General features: G+C 62.2%; 15 protein-coding genes. 14 read left to right on the forward strand and 1 reads right to left on the reverse strand.

The window, feature by feature from the left end:
* Positions 1–44: 44 nt before the first annotated feature.
* The 13 genes from M1P90_RS31870 to M1P90_RS31930 all read left to right on the forward strand — a co-directional run bounded on the left by M1P90_RS31870 (position 45) and on the right by M1P90_RS31930 (position 13,775).
* Positions 45–2,192 carry a hypothetical protein gene (locus tag M1P90_RS31870; protein ID WP_483699822.1) on the forward strand — a complete coding sequence of 716 codons (2,148 nt, stop codon included), beginning with the start codon at positions 45–47 and terminating at the stop codon, positions 2,190–2,192.
* Positions 2,189–3,382 carry a glycosyltransferase gene (locus M1P90_RS31875; protein WP_483699824.1) on the forward strand — a complete coding sequence of 398 codons (1,194 nt, stop codon included), beginning with the start codon at positions 2,189–2,191 and terminating at the stop codon, positions 3,380–3,382. The genes M1P90_RS31870 and M1P90_RS31875 overlap by 4 nt, the downstream gene beginning before the upstream one ends.
* Positions 3,300–4,079 carry a glycosyltransferase family 2 protein gene (locus M1P90_RS31880; protein ID WP_483699825.1) on the forward strand — a complete coding sequence of 260 codons (780 nt, stop codon included), beginning with the start codon at positions 3,300–3,302 and terminating at the stop codon, positions 4,077–4,079. The genes M1P90_RS31875 and M1P90_RS31880 overlap by 83 nt, the downstream gene beginning before the upstream one ends.
* Before the next feature lie 213 nt (positions 4,080–4,292).
* Positions 4,293–4,781 (forward strand): IS200/IS605 family transposase, encoded by a 489-nt coding sequence (gene tnpA / locus M1P90_RS31885; RefSeq protein ID WP_483699827.1) that lies wholly within the window; start codon positions 4,293–4,295, stop codon positions 4,779–4,781.
* A 92-nt stretch (positions 4,782–4,873) separates the two neighbouring features.
* Complete coding sequence (locus M1P90_RS31890) at positions 4,874–5,548, forward strand: class I SAM-dependent methyltransferase (protein ID WP_483699828.1); 675 nt, start codon at positions 4,874–4,876, stop codon at positions 5,546–5,548.
* 3 nt (positions 5,549–5,551) lie between these two features.
* Complete coding sequence (locus tag M1P90_RS31895) at positions 5,552–6,751, forward strand: glycosyltransferase family 4 protein (protein WP_483699829.1); 1,200 nt, start codon at positions 5,552–5,554, stop codon at positions 6,749–6,751.
* 39 nt (positions 6,752–6,790) lie between these two features.
* Complete coding sequence (locus M1P90_RS31900; RefSeq protein ID WP_483699830.1) at positions 6,791–7,489, forward strand: class I SAM-dependent methyltransferase; 699 nt, start codon at positions 6,791–6,793, stop codon at positions 7,487–7,489.
* A 9-nt stretch (positions 7,490–7,498) separates the two neighbouring features.
* The gene (locus M1P90_RS31905; RefSeq protein ID WP_483699832.1) at positions 7,499–8,425 is read left to right on the forward strand and encodes a glycosyltransferase family 2 protein; all 927 of its coding nucleotides are present in this window, start codon (positions 7,499–7,501) and stop codon (positions 8,423–8,425) included.
* The gene (locus M1P90_RS31910; protein ID WP_483699834.1) at positions 8,422–9,312 is read left to right on the forward strand and encodes a glycosyltransferase family 2 protein; all 891 of its coding nucleotides are present in this window, start codon (positions 8,422–8,424) and stop codon (positions 9,310–9,312) included. The genes M1P90_RS31905 and M1P90_RS31910 overlap by 4 nt, the downstream gene beginning before the upstream one ends.
* A 38-nt stretch (positions 9,313–9,350) precedes the next feature.
* Entirely contained in the window at positions 9,351–10,637 is a 1,287-nt protein-coding gene (locus M1P90_RS31915) for an oligosaccharide flippase family protein (RefSeq protein WP_483699835.1), read from the forward strand.
* Positions 10,637–11,974: a polysaccharide pyruvyl transferase family protein gene (locus M1P90_RS31920; RefSeq protein ID WP_483699836.1), complete on the forward strand. Its 1,338-nt coding sequence runs from the start codon at positions 10,637–10,639 to the stop codon at positions 11,972–11,974. Before M1P90_RS31915 ends, M1P90_RS31920 begins: the two co-directional genes overlap by 1 nt.
* Positions 11,971–13,134 (forward strand): glycosyltransferase, encoded by a 1,164-nt coding sequence (locus tag M1P90_RS31925; RefSeq protein WP_483699837.1) that lies wholly within the window; start codon positions 11,971–11,973, stop codon positions 13,132–13,134. Before M1P90_RS31920 ends, M1P90_RS31925 begins: the two co-directional genes overlap by 4 nt.
* 38 nt (positions 13,135–13,172) lie before the next feature.
* Positions 13,173–13,775, forward strand: coding sequence for a sulfotransferase family protein (locus M1P90_RS31930; RefSeq protein WP_483699838.1), 603 nt, complete (start codon positions 13,173–13,175; stop codon positions 13,773–13,775).
* 134 nt (positions 13,776–13,909) lie between these two features.
* Here the strand turns inward: M1P90_RS31930 and M1P90_RS31935 are convergent, their stop codons facing one another.
* Complete coding sequence (locus tag M1P90_RS31935) at positions 13,910–14,287, reverse strand: hypothetical protein (protein ID WP_483699839.1); 378 nt, start codon at positions 14,285–14,287, stop codon at positions 13,910–13,912.
* Between the two features lie 607 nt (positions 14,288–14,894).
* On the opposite strand from M1P90_RS31935, the gene M1P90_RS31940 reads away from it, so the two are divergent.
* A complete protein-coding gene (locus M1P90_RS31940) occupies positions 14,895–16,343 on the forward strand; it encodes a CARDB domain-containing protein (RefSeq protein ID WP_483699840.1) in 1,449 nt (482 codons plus the stop codon).
* The last annotated feature ends 402 nt before the right edge of the window (positions 16,344–16,745 follow it).

Genomic DNA, 16,745 nt, shown 5'->3' on the forward strand with positions numbered 1-16,745 from the left:
CGCATAGACGCCCGGGTGCATTCCCGTGCGGGTGATGGCACGGTTTGGAGCGAGCGGTACAGCCAGGGATTGTATACGCGCGCTGGCGCATGCCGGCGCTGCTGCTGATCGGCGCGCTGCTGCTGGCCGGGGCATTGGCGCTCGGCGGCAGCAGCGCGCTTGTGCTATGGGTGGTGAATGGCCTGGTTAGCGCGTTGCTGCCGGGCCTTGCGCTGGCCTTGCTGTACACCACCCCCGGCCTGCTGCTGCTGCGGGCGCTGTGGCCGCGTGAACACGCGCTGGGCTTGGCCGAGCGCCTGAGCCTGGCGATCGGCCTGAGCGTCGCGCTGCCGCCGCTGCTTTTGCTTCTGGCGCAGCAGCTTGGGTTGCCCTGGGGCTCACCTGCCACCTGGGCCTTTCTGGCGCTGTGTACCGTGGGCTGGGCGGCGCTGGCCGTGCGCGATGCGCGGCGCGAGCGTGCGCTGCCCGCGCCTGACGCGCCAAGCCTGGTGCTGCTTGGCATTGCGCTGGCCGGCTTGCTGGTGCGCCTGTATGCGGTGCGGAATGTGCCGGTCGGCCTGCTGGGCGATTCCTACCAGCACACGCTGATGGCGCAGCTGCTGGTCGATCACCAGGGCTTGTTTCAATCCTGGCAGCCCTACGCCGCGCTGAAAACCTTCACCTACCACTTCGGCTTTCACGCCAACGTCGCATTCACCCACTACCTCACCGGCATCGACGTGCCGCGCAGCCTGGTGCTGGCCGGGCAGGTGCTGAATGCCCTGACCATCCCGCTGGCGTTTACGCTGCTGCGGGCGCTGGGCGGCACGCGCTGGGCGGGTGTGTGGGCGGCACTGGTGGTGGGCTTTGTGGGCAACATGCCGGCATTCTTTGTGAACTGGGGGCGCTACACACAGCTCGCCGGGCAGCTTGTGCTGATGGCGCTGGTGGTGTGCTGGGTCGCGCTGGCAGAGTATCGAGAACCAGGAACTGAGAACCAAGAACCACATGCTGAGCGGCGCGGCCTGCGGGCTTCGCTCCAGGGCTTTCCATACCGGCTAGCGCTGCTGACTGCGCTGCTTACTGCCGGGATGCTGCTGACGCACTATCTTGTGACGGTGCTGGCCGCGCTGTTTGTGCTGGGCTACTTTGTGATGCTGGCGCTGGCCCGCCGCGATGCGCGCCTGGTTGGGCGAATGGCGTTGCGCGCCATCCCAAGCGCCGCCGTTGCCTTGCTGCTGGCGCTGCCCTGGCTGCTGAATGTGCTGCGCGGCCAGCTGCTGCGCAACGCCAATGGCATGGTGTCGGGCGGCTCGGGCAAGGCCGTGATTACGCAGATGTCGGCGCTGGAGCCGGTGGCGCCGCGCTATGTCGGCGGCGGGGTGCTCGTGCTGGCGCTGCTGGGCCTGCTGGTGGCGGGCTGGCGGCGCGACTGGCGCATGGCGTTGCCGGCGCTGTGGGCGGCGCTGCTGGTGCTGATCGTCATCCCGTATGTGGTGGGTTTGCCCGGCGCGGGCGTGATCGACACGGTGACGGGCCTGGGCACACTGTTCATCCCGGCGGCGCTGCTGGCCGGCTATGCGCTTGGCTCGGCGCAGGAGGCGCTGGGAATGGCGGCGGCGCGCTTCAACCTCCATGCGGCGCTGCCTGCGGCTGTGGCGGGCGTGGCGCTGCTGGCGACGATTGCGGTGACCACGGGCCGACAGGCGACTATCGTTACTGGCGAAACGGCGCTGGTGAGCGATGCCGATCTGGCCGCAATTGCATGGATCAAGGCGAATACGCCGCCCGACGCGCGCTTTCTGGTGAATAGCTTCCCGGCCTATGGCGGCACGCTCGCTGCCGGCTCGGATGCCGGCTGGTGGCTGCCGCTGCTGGCGGGGCGCTGGGCCAGCCTGCCGCCGCTGACCTACGGCAGCGAACAGGGCGAGATCGTGAACTACCAGAAACACCTGAACGATTTCATTGTGGCGCTGCGTGGCCGCCCGCTGAGCGACCCCAGCCCGGTGCTGGTTGATCTTACTAAGCGCTCGGCATGGCGGGCAGTGCGCAGCGCCGGCACAGGCTATGTGTATAATGGCGCGCATCCCTACCCTGGGCCAGGCGCCGTCGACCGTTTCGACTCGGCGATTTTGCGTGCGGACCCGCGCTTTACGCTGGTGTATGATCAGGGTGGGGTCGAGATCTTTCAAGTCAATTTGAGCACGCAATGAAATTTGTGGTGATCGGCCCAACCTTCCCATTTCGCGGTGGCATTGCGCACTACACCACGCTGCTGGTGAAGCACCTGCGCGAGCGGCACGACGTGCGCTTTTTTTCCTTTAGCCGGCAGTACCCGCGCCTGCTGTTTCCGGGGAATGTCAGCGCCGACCCGAGCGAAGCAACGCTGTACGAGCCGTGCGAACGCATAATCGACACCATGAACCCGCTGACATGGCTGGCGGCGGCGCGGCGCGTGGTGGCCGAACGGCCTGATATTCTGCTGCTGCAATGGTGGACGCCCTTCTGGATCCCGCTGCTGCTGCTGGTGTCGCGCGCGGCGCACCGCGCCAACATCCCGGTGCTGTTTATTTCGCACCAGTTCATCGAGCCCGACAGCTCGCTGATCGAGTGGTTCTTTGCGCGCATGACCCTGCGCCTGGCCGACGGCCTGATTGTGATGACCGAGGAAGAGTTTGGCATGGCGCGGCGCGTGCTGCCCGGCAAACCCATCCGCGCCGGGCACCTGCCGCCCTTCGATGTGTTTACGCCGCAGCACCTGACGCGCGCCGACGCGCGGGCGCAGCTGAAGCTCGATGCCGACGCGCCATTGCTGCTGATGTTTGGCTTTGTGCGGCGCTACAAAGGGCTGCGCTACCTGCTCGACGCGCTGGCGCACACGGCGGTGCCGGCGCACCTGCTGGTGGCGGGCGAGTTCTGGGAAGATGAGCAAGCCTACCGCGACCAGATTCGCCAGCTTGGGCTCGAACAGCGCGTGACGCTCGACAATCGCTATATCACCAACGAGCAGCTCGAACCCTATTTTGCCGCCGCCGACGCGCTGGTGCTGCCCTACCTGAGCGGCAGCCAGAGCGGTGTGGGCATGACGGCGGTGCACTACGGTCTGCCGGTGATCGCCACCGCCGTTGGCGGACTGGCCGAAACGATCACCGACGGCGAAAGCGGCCTGATCGTGCCACCCGGCGACGCGGCCGCGCTGGCGCGGGCGATCGACCGCTATTTTCAGGATGGCCTTGAAACTCCTATGCGCGCCGGGATGGCTCAGGCGCGCGCGCGGCTTTCCTGGGCCGCGCTCATTCGCATTATTGAGGAGCTAAGCAATGAGCTTGCCGAATCACGCGCGAACCGACGCGCACGCGGCCCCGCTGCCGATCGGCATCACGGCAATCGTCCCAGTCTATAACGAAGCCGAAACGATTGAAGAAATAGTGCGACGCCTGGAGCGCGTGCCGGTCATTCGCCAGATTGTGGTGGTGGATGATTTTTCGCGCGACGGGACGCAGGCAATTGTGCAGCGGCTGGTGGATGAGGGCCGCGTGGTGGCACAGTTCCACGAGCGCAACCGCGGCAAGGGCGCGGCGCTGCGCAGTGGGCTGGCGCTCGTCACCGAAGAATATCTGGCGATTCAGGATGCCGACCTGGAATACGACCCACGCGACTTCCTGAAAATGGTCGAACTGATCGTGCGCCACGACGCGCAGGTGGTGTATGGCTCGCGCTTTTTGGGCGCCGACCGCACTGGCATGCTGTGGACGCACTACCTGGGCAATCGCGGCCTGACGCTCTTGTTCAACCTGATGTTTCAGCGCTGGATCACTGACATGGAAACGTGCTACAAGCTGTTCCGCACCAGCCTGCTGCGCCAGATCGGCATCGACAACGACCGCTTCGACGTGGACCCCGAGCTGACCGCCAAGGTCGTGCGCGCCGGCCACAAAATTTATGAAAGCCCGGTTTCGTATGTGGGCCGGCCCTATATCGCCGGCAAAAAGATCAAGCCGCATGATGCCTTCACCGCCGTTGAGACGCTGTGGCGCTACCGCCGCTGGCGGCCGCAGCCCGTCGCCGCGCCCGAGCCGGCTGGCGTTGCGCGGGGGTGAAGTCGCACGAATGCGAACGCGCGGGGCTGAAGCGGGCTAATGCGAACGTGCGAATGCGAACGCGCGGGGCTGAAGCCGCCGCGCTACCAAGCGACGCCCGCTTCAGCGGGCTAATGCGAACGTGCGAATGCGAACGCGCGGGGCTGAAGCCACCGCGCTACCAAGCGACGCCCGCTTCAGCGGGCTGTGTGGAACAAGAGCGAAAGCACACATATGCCGTATTGGCAACTGTTCTACCATCTTGTGTGGTCGACAAAGGGGCGCGAGCCGCTTTTGACACCGGATGTTGAACCGCTTGTGTATGATTTTTTGCGTCGCAAAGCGATTGGTTTGGGCGCTACAGTATTTGCGCTTAATGGCGTTGCCGATCACGTCCATTTGGTCGCCGCTGTGCCACCAAAGCTGGCGCTGGCCGCATTTATTGGGCAGGTCAAGGGCGTTGCTTCGGCAAAGATCAACCAGCAGAGAAGTACAAATGAGCCATTCCGCTGGCAAGAAGAGTATGGCGCGTTCTCGTTCGACGCTAAGCGACTGCCCAATTTTGTAGCCTATGTCGAGGCGCAGAAACACCATCACGCGCTTCATACCGAAATTTCTGCGCTTGAGCGCACCGACGACAGCCCAAAGCCGATGTTGCGCGAAAACCGTGAGGTTTTTTCACTCGATGATGAAGTGTGGCGTGCTGAATTGAAAGCACGCTGATGATGAACATATCGTAGCCCCGTTCACGGGGCGCTGCTCTCAGCGCGGCGGCTTTAGCCCCGCGCAGTAGCCCGAAAAGAGTTCGTACCCATATGACAGAAACCATTCCCATTACCCCGCACTTCGCGGCCTACTACCGCTCCATGCTCATTCGCGATCAGCTTGGCCTGCCCACCCAGGCGCAGCGCGTGCTCGACGTGGGCTGCGACGACGGGTACATTATGAGCAGGGTTGACGCAGCATTGCGCCTGGGCGTCGATATGAGCCCGCGCCTGCGCCCTTCCGCCACAATGTCGGTTGCGCGCGCGTCGGCCACCGACCTGCCGACGCTGGAAGGCAGCTTCGATTGCATCCTGGCCTTCGACATTCTTGAGCACGTCGAAGACGACCGCGCGATGATGCGGGAAATGCTGCGCGTGCTGGCGCCGGGCGGCACGATCTGGTTTACCACGCCCGCGCTGGGTTTCCGCATGTTCCCAAACTGGCTGACGCCCTACACCAATCGCAGCTTCGGGCATGTGCGCAATGGCTACACGCCCGAGGTGCTGGGCGCGCTGCTGCCCAACCGCGAGGAATGGACGGTGGAATATTTCTACTGGAACGAGCCGACGCTGCGCCTGCTGTTTGCGCCGCTGCACTTCCTCAACCTGGCTGTGCCATCGGCCGCCGCTGCGCTGACGCGGCTGTGCTACCGGATCGACTCGGTGTTTCGCGATGGCGAGCGGGGCCACCTGCTGGGCCGCGTGCGGCGACGCAGCGAGATCTGATCGATGCGCGTGCTGTTTCTTGGTACCTCGAGCCTGCAAGATCCGTCGCCACGCGGGCGCTGGCTGCCGCTGGCGCGCGAGCTGGCGGCGCTGGGTCACCAGCCCGAGCTGGCGCTGCTGCACCCAACCTACGATCGGCTTCCCCACGCGCTGCGACGCCAGGAGCGCGGGGGAGTCGTGGTATACTACGCCAGCCAGATGCACGTGTATGGGCCAGTGACGGAGCGGCGCTACTATGGCGCGGCGGCGCTGCTGCGCGTCACATTTCAGGCCGCGCAACGGCTGCTGCTGGCGGCATTGCGCGCCCGCCCCGACGCGATCCATGTCTGCAAGCCCCAGCCAATGAATGGGCTGGCTGGCCTGCTGGCGGCGCGGCGGCTCGGCGTGCCACTGTATGTCGATTGCGACGACTACGAGGCGGGCGGCAACCGCTTTGCCGCGCCGTGGCAGCAGGCGCTGGTGCGCTACTGGGAAGACATGCTGCCGCGCCGCGCCGCCGCCGTGACGGTGAACACGCGCTTTCTGGAAGCGCGCTGCGCCGGGCTGGGCGTGCCGGCCGAGCGGATTGTGTATGTGCCGAATGGCATCGCGCCCGAGCGCATTGCCGCGCCGGATGCGCGGGCGGTGGCGGGCCTGCGCGCCGGGCTTGGGCTGGGCGATGCGCCGGTGGCGATCTACGCCGGCACGCTGAGCGAAACCAGCCATAACGTCGGCCTGCTGCTGGACGCCTTTGCCCTGGTGCACGCTGCCATGCCGGCAGCGCGCCTGCTGCTGGTTGGCACTGGCCCCGATGGCGAGGTGCTGCGGGCGCGGGCGGCGGCGCTGGGTTTGAATGGCGCGGCGCATTTTCTTGGCTATGTGCCCTACGGATCGGTGCCGGCCTACTTCGGGCTGGCGCGCTGCTCCGCCGACCCGGTGGCCGATGATGCGGTGGCGCGCGGGCGCTCGCCGCTGAAGATTGTGGAAAGCATGGCCGCAGGCGTGCCGGTGGTCACGGGCGATGTGGGCGACCGCGCCGAGATGCTTGGCGCTGATGGGGGCACGATTGTCGCCCCCGGCAATGCCCGCGCCCTGGCCGATGGGCTGCTGGCTGGCTTGCGCAGCGCGCCCGACGTGGCGCGGGTGCAGGCGCAGGCGGCGCGCTTCCGCTGGGGCCAGCTTGCGCAAACGTGGCTGCGGGCCTACACAAAAACGCCCGCCTGATGTGGAGCGAGATACACTTCAGGAGAAGGAAAAGTGCCGATGAATGTTCAACAGCTCCTGGCGCGGCCGCCAAAATTGCATGGGCCCGAGAATGCTCTTTTTGATCACTACCGGCTTGAAGACGAGCTTTTTCATTTTTTAGATCACAATATTCGCGAAGGAATGAAAACGCTTGAGATCGGGGCCGGTTCAAGTACGATCATTTTTGCGCTCAAAAAGGCAAAACACGTTTGCATTGTTCCTGATCAGCAGCAGATCGAGCGAATCAAACACTACTGCTCGGATACGAATATTTCGCTGGATGATGTAGAATTTATTGCAGATACAAGCCAATCGGCCCTGCCAACAATCGAAGCGAAAGATTTCGATTGTATTCTCATTGATGGTAATCATGGCTTCCCATCGGTCTTTGTCGATTGGTATTACAGCGCGGGGATTACTAAAGTCGGTGGAATCATTATTATTGATGATTTACATATCTGGACGTGCAGCACGCTGGTAGATATTCTGCGCAGCGAGCCTGAGTGGCAATTAGTAAAAGAAACAAGCAGAGCAGCAATTTTCAAGAAAATTGCGCATGGCAGCGAGCAAAAAGAGTGGGTATATCAACAATACGTCACGTCGCGGAGCCGTCGCCGGGCTTTGCTGCCGAAATTCTACTATATGCTTCAGCTCATACGCAGAGGCGATTTCAAACTGCTGTTTCATAACGTGCTCCTTCGCGTCAGACGTTCGTAAATATCGCTGATGAACAGCTTTTTTTCTATCGTTATACCCAATCTGCATTCCCCGCTGATCGACGAGGTTGTGGCCGCACTGGAGCGCCAGAGCGCGCGCGAGCAGATCGGCGAGATCATTGTGGTTGGGCAAGATCGCTACGGCAAAATCCCGCCCGCTGCGCGGGCCATTACCACGCCCACACCCGTTTCGGCGGCTGCGGCGCGGAATATTGGCGCGCGCCAGGCTCGCGGCAAGTACCTGCTGTTTCTCGACGCGGATTGTGTGGCCGCGCCCGACCTGCTTGAGCGCCTGCTGGCGTGCCACGCCGCTGGTCACGCCGTGCTTGGTGGGGCGATGAGCCTCGCCGCCGAGAACTACTGGGTGCTGTGCGACAATCTGCTTTCATTTGGCGACGTGCTGGCGACGGCACCGGCTGGCGCGCGCACCTACCTGCCAAGTTTCTGCCTGAGCGTGGAGCGTGCCGCGTTCGAGGCGGCTGGTGGCTTCGACGAAGGCTACCCCGGCGCGGCGGGCGAAGACATTGAACTATGCCTGCGCTTGCGCCAGCTTGGCCTCGATTGCTGGTTCGAGCCGGCGGCTGTGGTGACGCACCGCCCGCCGCGCGCCTCGGCCCGCGCCATGTGGCGGCACCAGCGCGCCTTTGGCCGCGGCTACTATCAGGTGGTGCGCCAGCTGCCAGAACTCCTGCCATCGCCGCTGCTGCGCCTGTCGCCATCTGCTGCACCATTGCTGGCGGCGGCAGCGCCACTGCTGGCGTGCGCCGATCTGGCGCGCTTGCTCGCCTCCTCGCCAGCACTTCGGGCGCGGCCATTCGCTGCGCCGGGCATGGCGCTGGGCCGGCTTGGCTGGTATGTCGGGGTGGCGAGCGCCTGCCTGACTAGCCGACAAACTCTGCCGCCGCGCCAGAAATCCGCAGGTTCCCCCCACCAATGATGATCTCCGTGATCATTCCCAACCTCCACTCCCCGCTTGTTGCCGGGGTGATTGCCGCGCTGCGCGCGCAGACGCCAGCCGGGCAGGTGGGCGAGATTATTGTGGTGGGCATGGATCGCTTCGGGCAGGTGCAGCCCGACGCGCTGGTGCAGTTCATTCGCACCGAGCAGCCGGTTTCGGCGGCGGTGGCGCGCAATCTGGGCGCGGCGGCGGCGCGTGGCGAGTATCTGCTGTTTGTCGATGCCGACTGCCTGCTCGAACCCAATGCAGTGGCGCAGCTGCTGGCGGCAATTGGCGCGGGCTATGGTGCAGTGTTGGGCGGGGTGGTGCCCGAGCGTGAACGCTACTGGGTGCTGTGTGGCAACCTGATGGCCTTTCCCGAGTTTCTTTCCGTCGACCCGCCCGGCGAACGCGGCGTGCTGCCCAGCTTCTGCCTGATGCTGTCGCGCGCGGCCTGGGCAGCGGCCGGCCCCTTCACCGAGCGTTACGCCGGCGCGTCGGCCGAAGATTTGGATCTGAGCTTTCGGCTGCGGCAGGCTGGCTTTCGGCTGGGCTGCGCGCCAGCGGCGCATGTGCGGCACCGGCCGGCGCGTAACCATCCCGGCGCGGTGTGGCGGCAGCATGTTGGCTTTGGGCGCGCCTTCTTCGATATTTATTATCGTTATCGAGAGTTCATGCCGTTTTCTGAAGCGATCTGGGTGAGCGAAAACCTGCCGTCGCCGCTGGCTGCTGCCGCGCATCTGCTGATAGCGTGCGCCTTTGTGCTGCGGCTGTTTCTGCGCCGGCCGCAGCTGCGCCCATTCTGGCAGGCAGCGCCGGGCATGATCTGGGCGCAGATGGGCTTGTATGCAGGGATGCTGGAAGCGGCGAGCGCTCGCCGCACGTGATGCGGATGCCCAGCAGGCCCTGGAAATAGGATACAACCATGCGTTCGCGTTTCATTCAGGCGACACGGAAGCTGTCGCTGCGCGATACTCCCACCTCGGCGGGCGGCCTGGTGCGCGTGCTGGCTGGCGGCGTTACTGCTGCGATCTCGGGCATGTTCCTTTCGCGTGCGCTGGGTACGCTTGCGCAAATCCTGATTGTGCGCACGCTTGGCCCGGCCCTGTATGGCGAATATACCGCCATCGTCGTGTCGCTCAGCCTGTTCGCCAGCCTGCTTGGGCTTGGACTCGATACATGGCTGCTGCAGGAAGGCGGGCGCGACCCGGAGAACGTTTCGTACCCCATGCTGCAAGTGCTGGCGATCAAGGCAATTACCGCCACCGCACTGCTCGTCGTTCTGGCGATTGCCTGGTCGAACAGCGTTGGGCAGGCGCCAGCCTTTGTGATTGGCGCGGTAGGGACGATCTTCGAGAGCTTTGCGCAGACGGGCTACAGCGCGCTGCGCGTGCGGCGGAAGAACACGCTGGTCGCAGTGTTTCAAACCATCACGCCGCTGCTGGTGGTTGTGCTCCTGCTGGCACTGTCGCGCACTGCCGTGAACGTACTGCTGCTGATGAGCATTCAGGCAACCAGCAGCATTCTGATGGCAACGGTGGTGCTCACCCGCATCTGGCAGCAGCGCCGGCGCGGCATCGAGCGCCCGCGCCTGACGATCTGGCCGGCTGTGCGGAAAGGCTGGCTGTTTGTTGTGTCCGAAGGGCTCTCGAATATCTACACGCAGGCCAACCTGGCCGTTCTTGGCGCAACCGCCGGCACGCTGGCGCTGGGTATTTTCAACCCCGCGCTGAACTTGATCAGGCTGACCTATCTGGTGCCAAATCTGCTCTTCTCAGTGGGTCTGCCGCTGCTCATGGCCCCAAACCTGGCGCTGGCAGAATATCGCCGCGTGACGCGCCTGATGATGCTGGTGTGTGTGCTGTATGGGCTGGGCGCGATGATCGCGATCTGGTTCTTCGGCCAGTTGCTGATTGTGCGGATCTTTGGCCCCGAATTTACCGCCTCGCTGACATATGTGCGCATTATGTCGCTGCTCCCGCTGCTGAAAGCCTGCAATTTTGTGTGGGTCGCCATTCTGCTGGCGAACCTGCAGCAGAAGCTGCGCGTGATTGTGCAGGGCTTTGTGGTGCTGGTGTGCCTGGGGGTCGGCTGGCTGGTGATCCCTTCTTACGGTGCCACTGGCGCGGCGTGGGTCTACCTCAGCATTGAGGGCTTGCTGTTCGTGATGTACGGGCTGGCGGCCTGGGCAACCTCGCGGCAGAGGACATAATGCGCATTGTTGTCACCAACAATCATTCCATGCTGAATGCCGGCGACCATATGATCCTGCGCGAAACCGTGCGCATGCTGCGCGAAGCCGATCCAGCTGCCGAAATCGATCTGGTCTTCAACGAGCCAGCCTCCGGGCAGGCGGCCTTTCCCGAACACCGTATTCACGCCAGCCCGGTGAACTGGGTCGCGTCGCTGCGCCCCGATGGCAGCTACGCGCTGGCTGGCCGCACAGCGCGCTGGGGCTACCTGTTGTTGCTGCTCCTCAGTGCGCTCTGGTTTCGCGCGACATCGCGGGCGCTGTTCCTATTCTTCGATGCGCGCAAGCGTGGCCTGCTGCGCGCCATCGCCCGCGCAGACCTGGTGCTGGTGTGCGGCGGCGGGAACTTCTATACGTCCACTGCGGGCGATGGCCTGACCGGCTGGTTTGGCTTCACCCTAAGCTGCTGCGCGGTGGCGCTGCTCATGGGCAAGCCGCTGGCACTACTGCCGCAATCGATTGGCCCATTCCACAGCAGTTCGCAGCGCCGCGCCATGGCGGCAATCATCCGGCGGGCGCGGCTCACGTGCGTGCGCGAGCGCGCCTCGCTCGGTGTGCTCGAAGCGCTTGGCTGCGCACAGCGTGCCCTGTGCCTGCCCGATATGGCATTTGGCGCGCAGGTTGATGCGGAGGAAGAAGCACGTGCCTTGCTTGAGCGCGTGGGCGCGCTGCATCAGGAAGCGTTGGTTCGCGTGGGCATGAGTCTGCTGAACTGGAGCGATCAGTACCCGCAGTTTCAGGGGCAAAATACCTACGAAAGCGCCATTCTGGCATGCATCGACGCCATCACCGCGCAGGGCGGGCAGGTTGTTTTGTTCGCGCAGTGCTGCGGGCCAAGCGCCGCCGAAGACGATCGGCGCACGGGCGCGCGCATTCATGCGCAGGTAGCCGATCCGCGCCGCGTGCATGTGGTGATGGAAGAAGTGCCGCCTGATGTGTTGCAGGCGGCGTATGCCCGGATGGACTATTTCATTGGCACGCGCATGCACGCGGTGATTCTGGCGCTGAATGCCGGCACGCCCGCCCTGGCGATTGGCTACCTGCACAAAACCCGCGGCGTGCTCGAGGAGCTTGGCATGCGCGAACACTGCCTCGACATCAGCACGATTACGTCGGAGCAGCTTCTTGCTGCCTTCGAGCAGCTGCGCCGCGATGCTAAACGCGACCCTGCCGCGCCCTACCTGCGCCACGCCCGCCGCGCAAAAAGCACGCTCGGCCGTATTCTTGCCAGCATCGCGGCGCAGCCCACGCGCCCGCCCGCACTCGATTCGCTTGCTACTGAGCAGGAAGCTCCATGAAAAAATCGCGACGCATCCGGGTAACGCAGCTTCTGCGCGGCCTGGCCATTGGCGAAGTAAATGGCGGCTCGGAGGTTTTTGCGCTGCGGCTGGCACAGCTGCTCGACCCGGCAGTGTTCGATGTCTCGATCTGCGCAATCTGGTCGCACAACTCGCCAATCGAGCGCCGCTGGAAGAAGAAAATGGAAGATCAGGGCTTCCCGGTCTTCTTCGCCACGCACTACCGCTCGCAGTTTCGCCGGGATCTTGAAATGGCCTACCTGGGCGCGTACCCCATCATCTGGCGGCTGCGCCCGGATATTCTGAACAGCCACACCGAGTCGCCCGACATGGTCGGCGCGGCGATCAAGCTGACCGGTGGCGTGCGCCGCCTGGTGCGCACCTCGCACAACAGCCTCGAATGGTCGTTCGACCGGCGCATCTGGCGGATGACCTCGCGCATCTACCCGCTGGTGTGCGATAGGGAAGTGGGCGTTTCGTCGCTGGTGGCCGAAATTCTGAACACCAGCCCGGTGGCGCGCCTGCTCCACAAACACGCGCCTTTTGTCGCGAATGGCGTTGACGCTGATGCCGTGCTGGCGCAGCGCAGCACACGCGACATGCGCGCGGAGCTGGGTATTCCGCGTGACGTGCCTTTGTTCGGCATGGTTGGCCGCTTGAGTGAGCAAAAAGGCGTTCCCGATCTGATCCGGGCTATGCACACCGTGCGCGCAGCTTTGCCAGGCGCGCAGCTGCTTATTGTTGGCGATGGCGAAGATCGCGTGCAGCTGCACGCGCTGTTGCAGCAGGAAGGGCTGGCTGAAAGTATTACCTTTCTTGGTCCGCGCACCGACGTGATGGATCTTGTGGCCGCATTCGATGTGTTTGTGTCGTCGTCGTGGTGGGAAGGGTTGCCAACCGTGGTGATGGAAGCAATGGTGCTTGGCACGCCAGTTGTCGCTACGAATATCCCGGGCAGCCGCGAGCTGATTATTGACGGCGAAACTGGCTGGCTTGCGCCTGTTCGCCAGCCGGAGGCGCTCGCCCGAGCAATGCTCGATTGCTATGCCGACCGGGCTGCGGCAGAATCGCGCGCCCGCAAGGCCCGCGCGCATGTCGAGCAGTTCTCGATGCGCCAGGCCGCCCGCGCCTATAGTGAGATTTATGCTGCGCTGGTGTGAGCCAGCCCGCAGATACACCCATAAGAATGGAAACGCACATGAGCAAAGTTTTTGGCATTGGCTGGGCGCGCACAGGCACAACCACGCTCGGGCAATGCTTTCAGATACTGGGCTACGATCACCAAAGCCAGGATTTAGGCCTGGTGCCCGACCTGGGCCGAAACGATCTTTCGCGCATTCTCGCACTGGCTGAGCGCAAAGAAACCTTTGACGACTGGCCCTGGATTATTTTGTACCAGCAGCTCGATCAGGCTTTCCTGGGGAGTCGTTTTGTGCTAACGAAGCGGAAAAGCGAAAACTGGCTGCGCAGCTACAAAACGATTCTGGCGGCTGAGGGGAAAACATCCGAGGAAATGCTGGCGATCCGGCGCATTCTGTATGGCTTGCCCTTCCCGAATGTGACGGATGCGCAGCTTGTTGAGCGCTATGAGCGCCATAATGCGGAGGTCGCCCAGTATTTCCGCGACCGGCCCGCCGATCTGCTTGTGATCGATTGGGAGCAGGCCCATGGCTGGAATGAACTCTGCGCCTTTTTGGGCAAACCTGTGCCCAATACCCCATTCCCACATGCCAACAAGAGTGGTGCGCAAAAAGGCTACCTTGCGCGCCTTGTGGATGCGGTTGCCAGGCGCGTTCGCTAGCGGCAATCGTCATGTTCGCTGATTGGGCCTGCACACACAGGCAGGGGCGGTTTTCCGCCCCTGCCTGTGTGTTTGCGTGGCATACTCTGCCAAATCAGCTTGTCACGCGCTGAAACGCTCGGCCAAAATATGTGCTATTTATTCACTTGCACATCGGCTGGCATCTCAAACTTGCCAATGTCAAAGATCTGCCCGGCCTGTGGCTGAAAAATACGCGCGTTTCCGTTGCTTTCGCGCAGGACATCATTTCGCCCATAGTAATCGCCAACAATAATCGCATATTCCGCAGGCTGCACTTTCGAGAAAGCAAAAAAGCCATTTTCATCGGTCTGCGCTGCGGGGCTACTACTGATATTCAGCACAAACGCCGCTTCCTTATGATCCGCATCCCAGTGAATTTCTGCCAGGTACACGGGGGTGCGCTTGATTGGCTGGTTTGTGTTTGCGCCTACAACGGTTCCAGTCACGGTACTGTTGCCCGGCTCAGCCGTAGGCACGATCGACTGTTTCACTGCCGGCTGCGTCCCTCCCGATTGCTGCGGGGTGGGGGGCGTGCCACTGCTGCACGCAGCGAGAAGTGGGACAAGCAGAAAAAGTAACAACAGAGAGATTCGCAACTTCATTTTCAAACCTCCAAAAATAAAACAGCAGGTACATTTTGTGATTGGTAAGCGCCGCTCGTTACCAAGGTTAAGTATAGCACGACTGCATGGCCTGTCACCTTATCCAAAAAGAGTATAGTGCTTTCTTGGAAGGCGTGTATGCTCAAAGCCCCGCTCTGTTCTGCCAGCAGGGAAGATCTTTGCTGGCTGGAATCTGCACTGTTCTTACACGCATATCCGCCTGCCCTCAATCCTGCCATCATGGTAAAGAATTCGCAATCTGAATAACCTTTTGTAAAGATTCGGTGGAAATAAATCCTTCTTCGTAATATGGCTTTCTAATGCCTGAAAATACGACGATAACCCGATCGGGTTATCGCACTACTCCGGCAAAATAAGCCAGATTCTGCGAAGAAATTATGCTAGAGAAGTATGGAGCAAAGGGTGCTTCTCCGTTATAGTACCCACAACGAACCTGTCGTTCGACCAATCCGTTATTGCTTTAGGAGGTTTTTGGATGAAACGGTTCCTTGTTGCTTTGAGCCTTGTGATGGCGATGTGCTTTGCAATTGTGCCGAACGCAGCGTTTGCTGCCTCGGCCTACCAGACGCCATTCTCGGTCTCGATTACGTATCAAAATGTTGGTTCCGCTGTAGCGACCGTGAATGTGAGCTTCTTTGCTGAGAACAATGGCACGGCGCAGAACTTCTCGGCCGGTACCCTGGCTGCAGGCGCGAGCGCCTCGCTGAGCGTCGGTAAGGCTATCTCCTCGGGCTCCTTCAAGGGCTCGGCGGTGCTGTCGTCGGATCAGCCGGTTATCGCGACGATTGTGCAGTTCGACTCGACGAGCACGGTCAAGAACCGCCCGCTGTCCAATGGCTTTGGCGCGGCCGATGGTGCTGCCAAGCAGCTGATCGCCACTGTGCTGAAGAATCAGTTCAGCAGCTCGACGATCTTCTCGGTGCAGAACACTGAGTCGTCGCCTGTGAACGTCACCGCCCAGTTCTTCGCTGTCGGCTCGACCTCGGCAACGGCCACCGTCACGGCGAACAACCTGCCGGCGGGGGCAGCCAAGTACTTCGATGTTGGCTCGATTGCCCAGCTGCCGAATGGCTTCAACGGCTCGGCGATTGTGACTGCCAAGCTTTCTTCGAACAACAGCACCGCCGGCAAGGTCGTGGTGACTGTCAACGAGCTTGATACGGCCGGTGGTATTGCCAAGAGCTTTGAGGGTTCGTCGGTCAGTGGCGCGAAAGTGTACATGCCGTCGGCGACCTGCAACGCCTTTGGTGGCCAGTCGACCTCGTACGCCGTGCAGAACGCCGATCTGTCGAACAGCGTGTCCTTCCAGGTTCGCTACAAGCGGACGAACGCTGCTGACCTGATCGATGGCCCGTACTCGCTGGCCGCTGGTGGCAAGAAGAGTATCATCACCTGCAACAAGATGCCGGCTGGCACGTCGGGCTCGGCTATCATCGAGCGCACCGCTGGCTCGGGCACGCTGGTTGCCGTCGGTAAAGTTTCGGGCAACGTCTTCCAGACTGCCTTCCTGGGCATTGTTGAAGGCACCGGCTCGGCCAAGATTGCGGTTCCGTACGTTCGCTGGGCGTCGGATGCCAATGTGAACGCCGATCAGCGTTCGGCTCTGGCTATCCAGAACATCGGCAGCGCGCCGGCCACCAACGTTACCGTGAAATACATTGATCGCAACGGTGTCGTTAAGGGTACGCAGCTTCTCGGTACACTGGCCGTCGGTGCCAAGGGCAACTCGAGCCCCAAACTGGCAAACGCGCTGGATGGCTGTGGCCGGTTCGGTATCTATGGCGATGGCTGCGCCTCGCTCCAGTTCGGCGGTGGCGCGATTGTGACTGCTGACAACGGCGCGCAGCTGGCGGTGGTTGTCCGTGTTATCTCGGGCACCAGCAACCAGTCTGGCGAAGACTACAACGGTATCAACGTTCAGTAGTTAAAATCTCCACTTTTTATCACGGTCGAAGATAGGTTCGTACCAGGCCCTGCCATCGGCAGGGCCTGGTTTTGTTCTGCGCACCCATCTGGTGCTGCACCCATCGACACTAGGCGCAGTATCACAAAGGGCGGGGCAGCTAGGCTGCCCCGCCCTTTGTGGAAATATTCTCGCTGATTCATGCCAGATACGGATCATCAGTTCAGAATGATGATCCTGAGCCCTTGGGCTTCGCTCAAAGTTACACTCCGTGAAGCATATTTTGCTCGTGGAATGGAAGATTCTTCACTTGGCTATGGCTTCGTCAAGAATGACAAAGGAAAAGTAGTTACCCGTATTTGGTATCCGTATTCTGGAAAATAATTTTCCTTGTACTCAGCTTCCAGGAAGCTCAAGCCAGTT

This window comes from Kouleothrix sp. 19917 (assembly GCF_057073505.1).

What these genes read in the sequence shown, in the direction of transcription:
- M1P90_RS31875 (WP_483699824.1), top strand. Translation starts at nt 2,189, where the DNA reads ATGAAATTTGTGGTGATCGGCCCAACCTTCCCATTTCGCGGTGGCATT.
- M1P90_RS31880 (WP_483699825.1), top strand. Translation starts at nt 3,300, where the DNA reads ATGAGCTTGCCGAATCACGCGCGAACCGACGCGCACGCGGCCCCGCTG.
- tnpA (WP_483699827.1), top strand. Translation starts at nt 4,293, where the DNA reads ATGCCGTATTGGCAACTGTTCTACCATCTTGTGTGGTCGACAAAGGGG.
- M1P90_RS31890 (WP_483699828.1), top strand. Translation starts at nt 4,874, where the DNA reads ATGACAGAAACCATTCCCATTACCCCGCACTTCGCGGCCTACTACCGC.
- M1P90_RS31895 (WP_483699829.1), top strand. Translation starts at nt 5,552, where the DNA reads ATGCGCGTGCTGTTTCTTGGTACCTCGAGCCTGCAAGATCCGTCGCCA.
- M1P90_RS31900 (WP_483699830.1), top strand. Translation starts at nt 6,791, where the DNA reads ATGAATGTTCAACAGCTCCTGGCGCGGCCGCCAAAATTGCATGGGCCC.
- M1P90_RS31905 (WP_483699832.1), top strand. Translation starts at nt 7,499, where the DNA reads ATGAACAGCTTTTTTTCTATCGTTATACCCAATCTGCATTCCCCGCTG.
- M1P90_RS31910 (WP_483699834.1), top strand. Translation starts at nt 8,422, where the DNA reads ATGATGATCTCCGTGATCATTCCCAACCTCCACTCCCCGCTTGTTGCC.
- M1P90_RS31915 (WP_483699835.1), top strand. Translation starts at nt 9,351, where the DNA reads ATGCGTTCGCGTTTCATTCAGGCGACACGGAAGCTGTCGCTGCGCGAT.
- M1P90_RS31920 (WP_483699836.1), top strand. Translation starts at nt 10,637, where the DNA reads ATGCGCATTGTTGTCACCAACAATCATTCCATGCTGAATGCCGGCGAC.
- M1P90_RS31925 (WP_483699837.1), top strand. Translation starts at nt 11,971, where the DNA reads ATGAAAAAATCGCGACGCATCCGGGTAACGCAGCTTCTGCGCGGCCTG.
- M1P90_RS31930 (WP_483699838.1), top strand. Translation starts at nt 13,173, where the DNA reads ATGAGCAAAGTTTTTGGCATTGGCTGGGCGCGCACAGGCACAACCACG.
- M1P90_RS31940 (WP_483699840.1), top strand. Translation starts at nt 14,895, where the DNA reads ATGAAACGGTTCCTTGTTGCTTTGAGCCTTGTGATGGCGATGTGCTTT.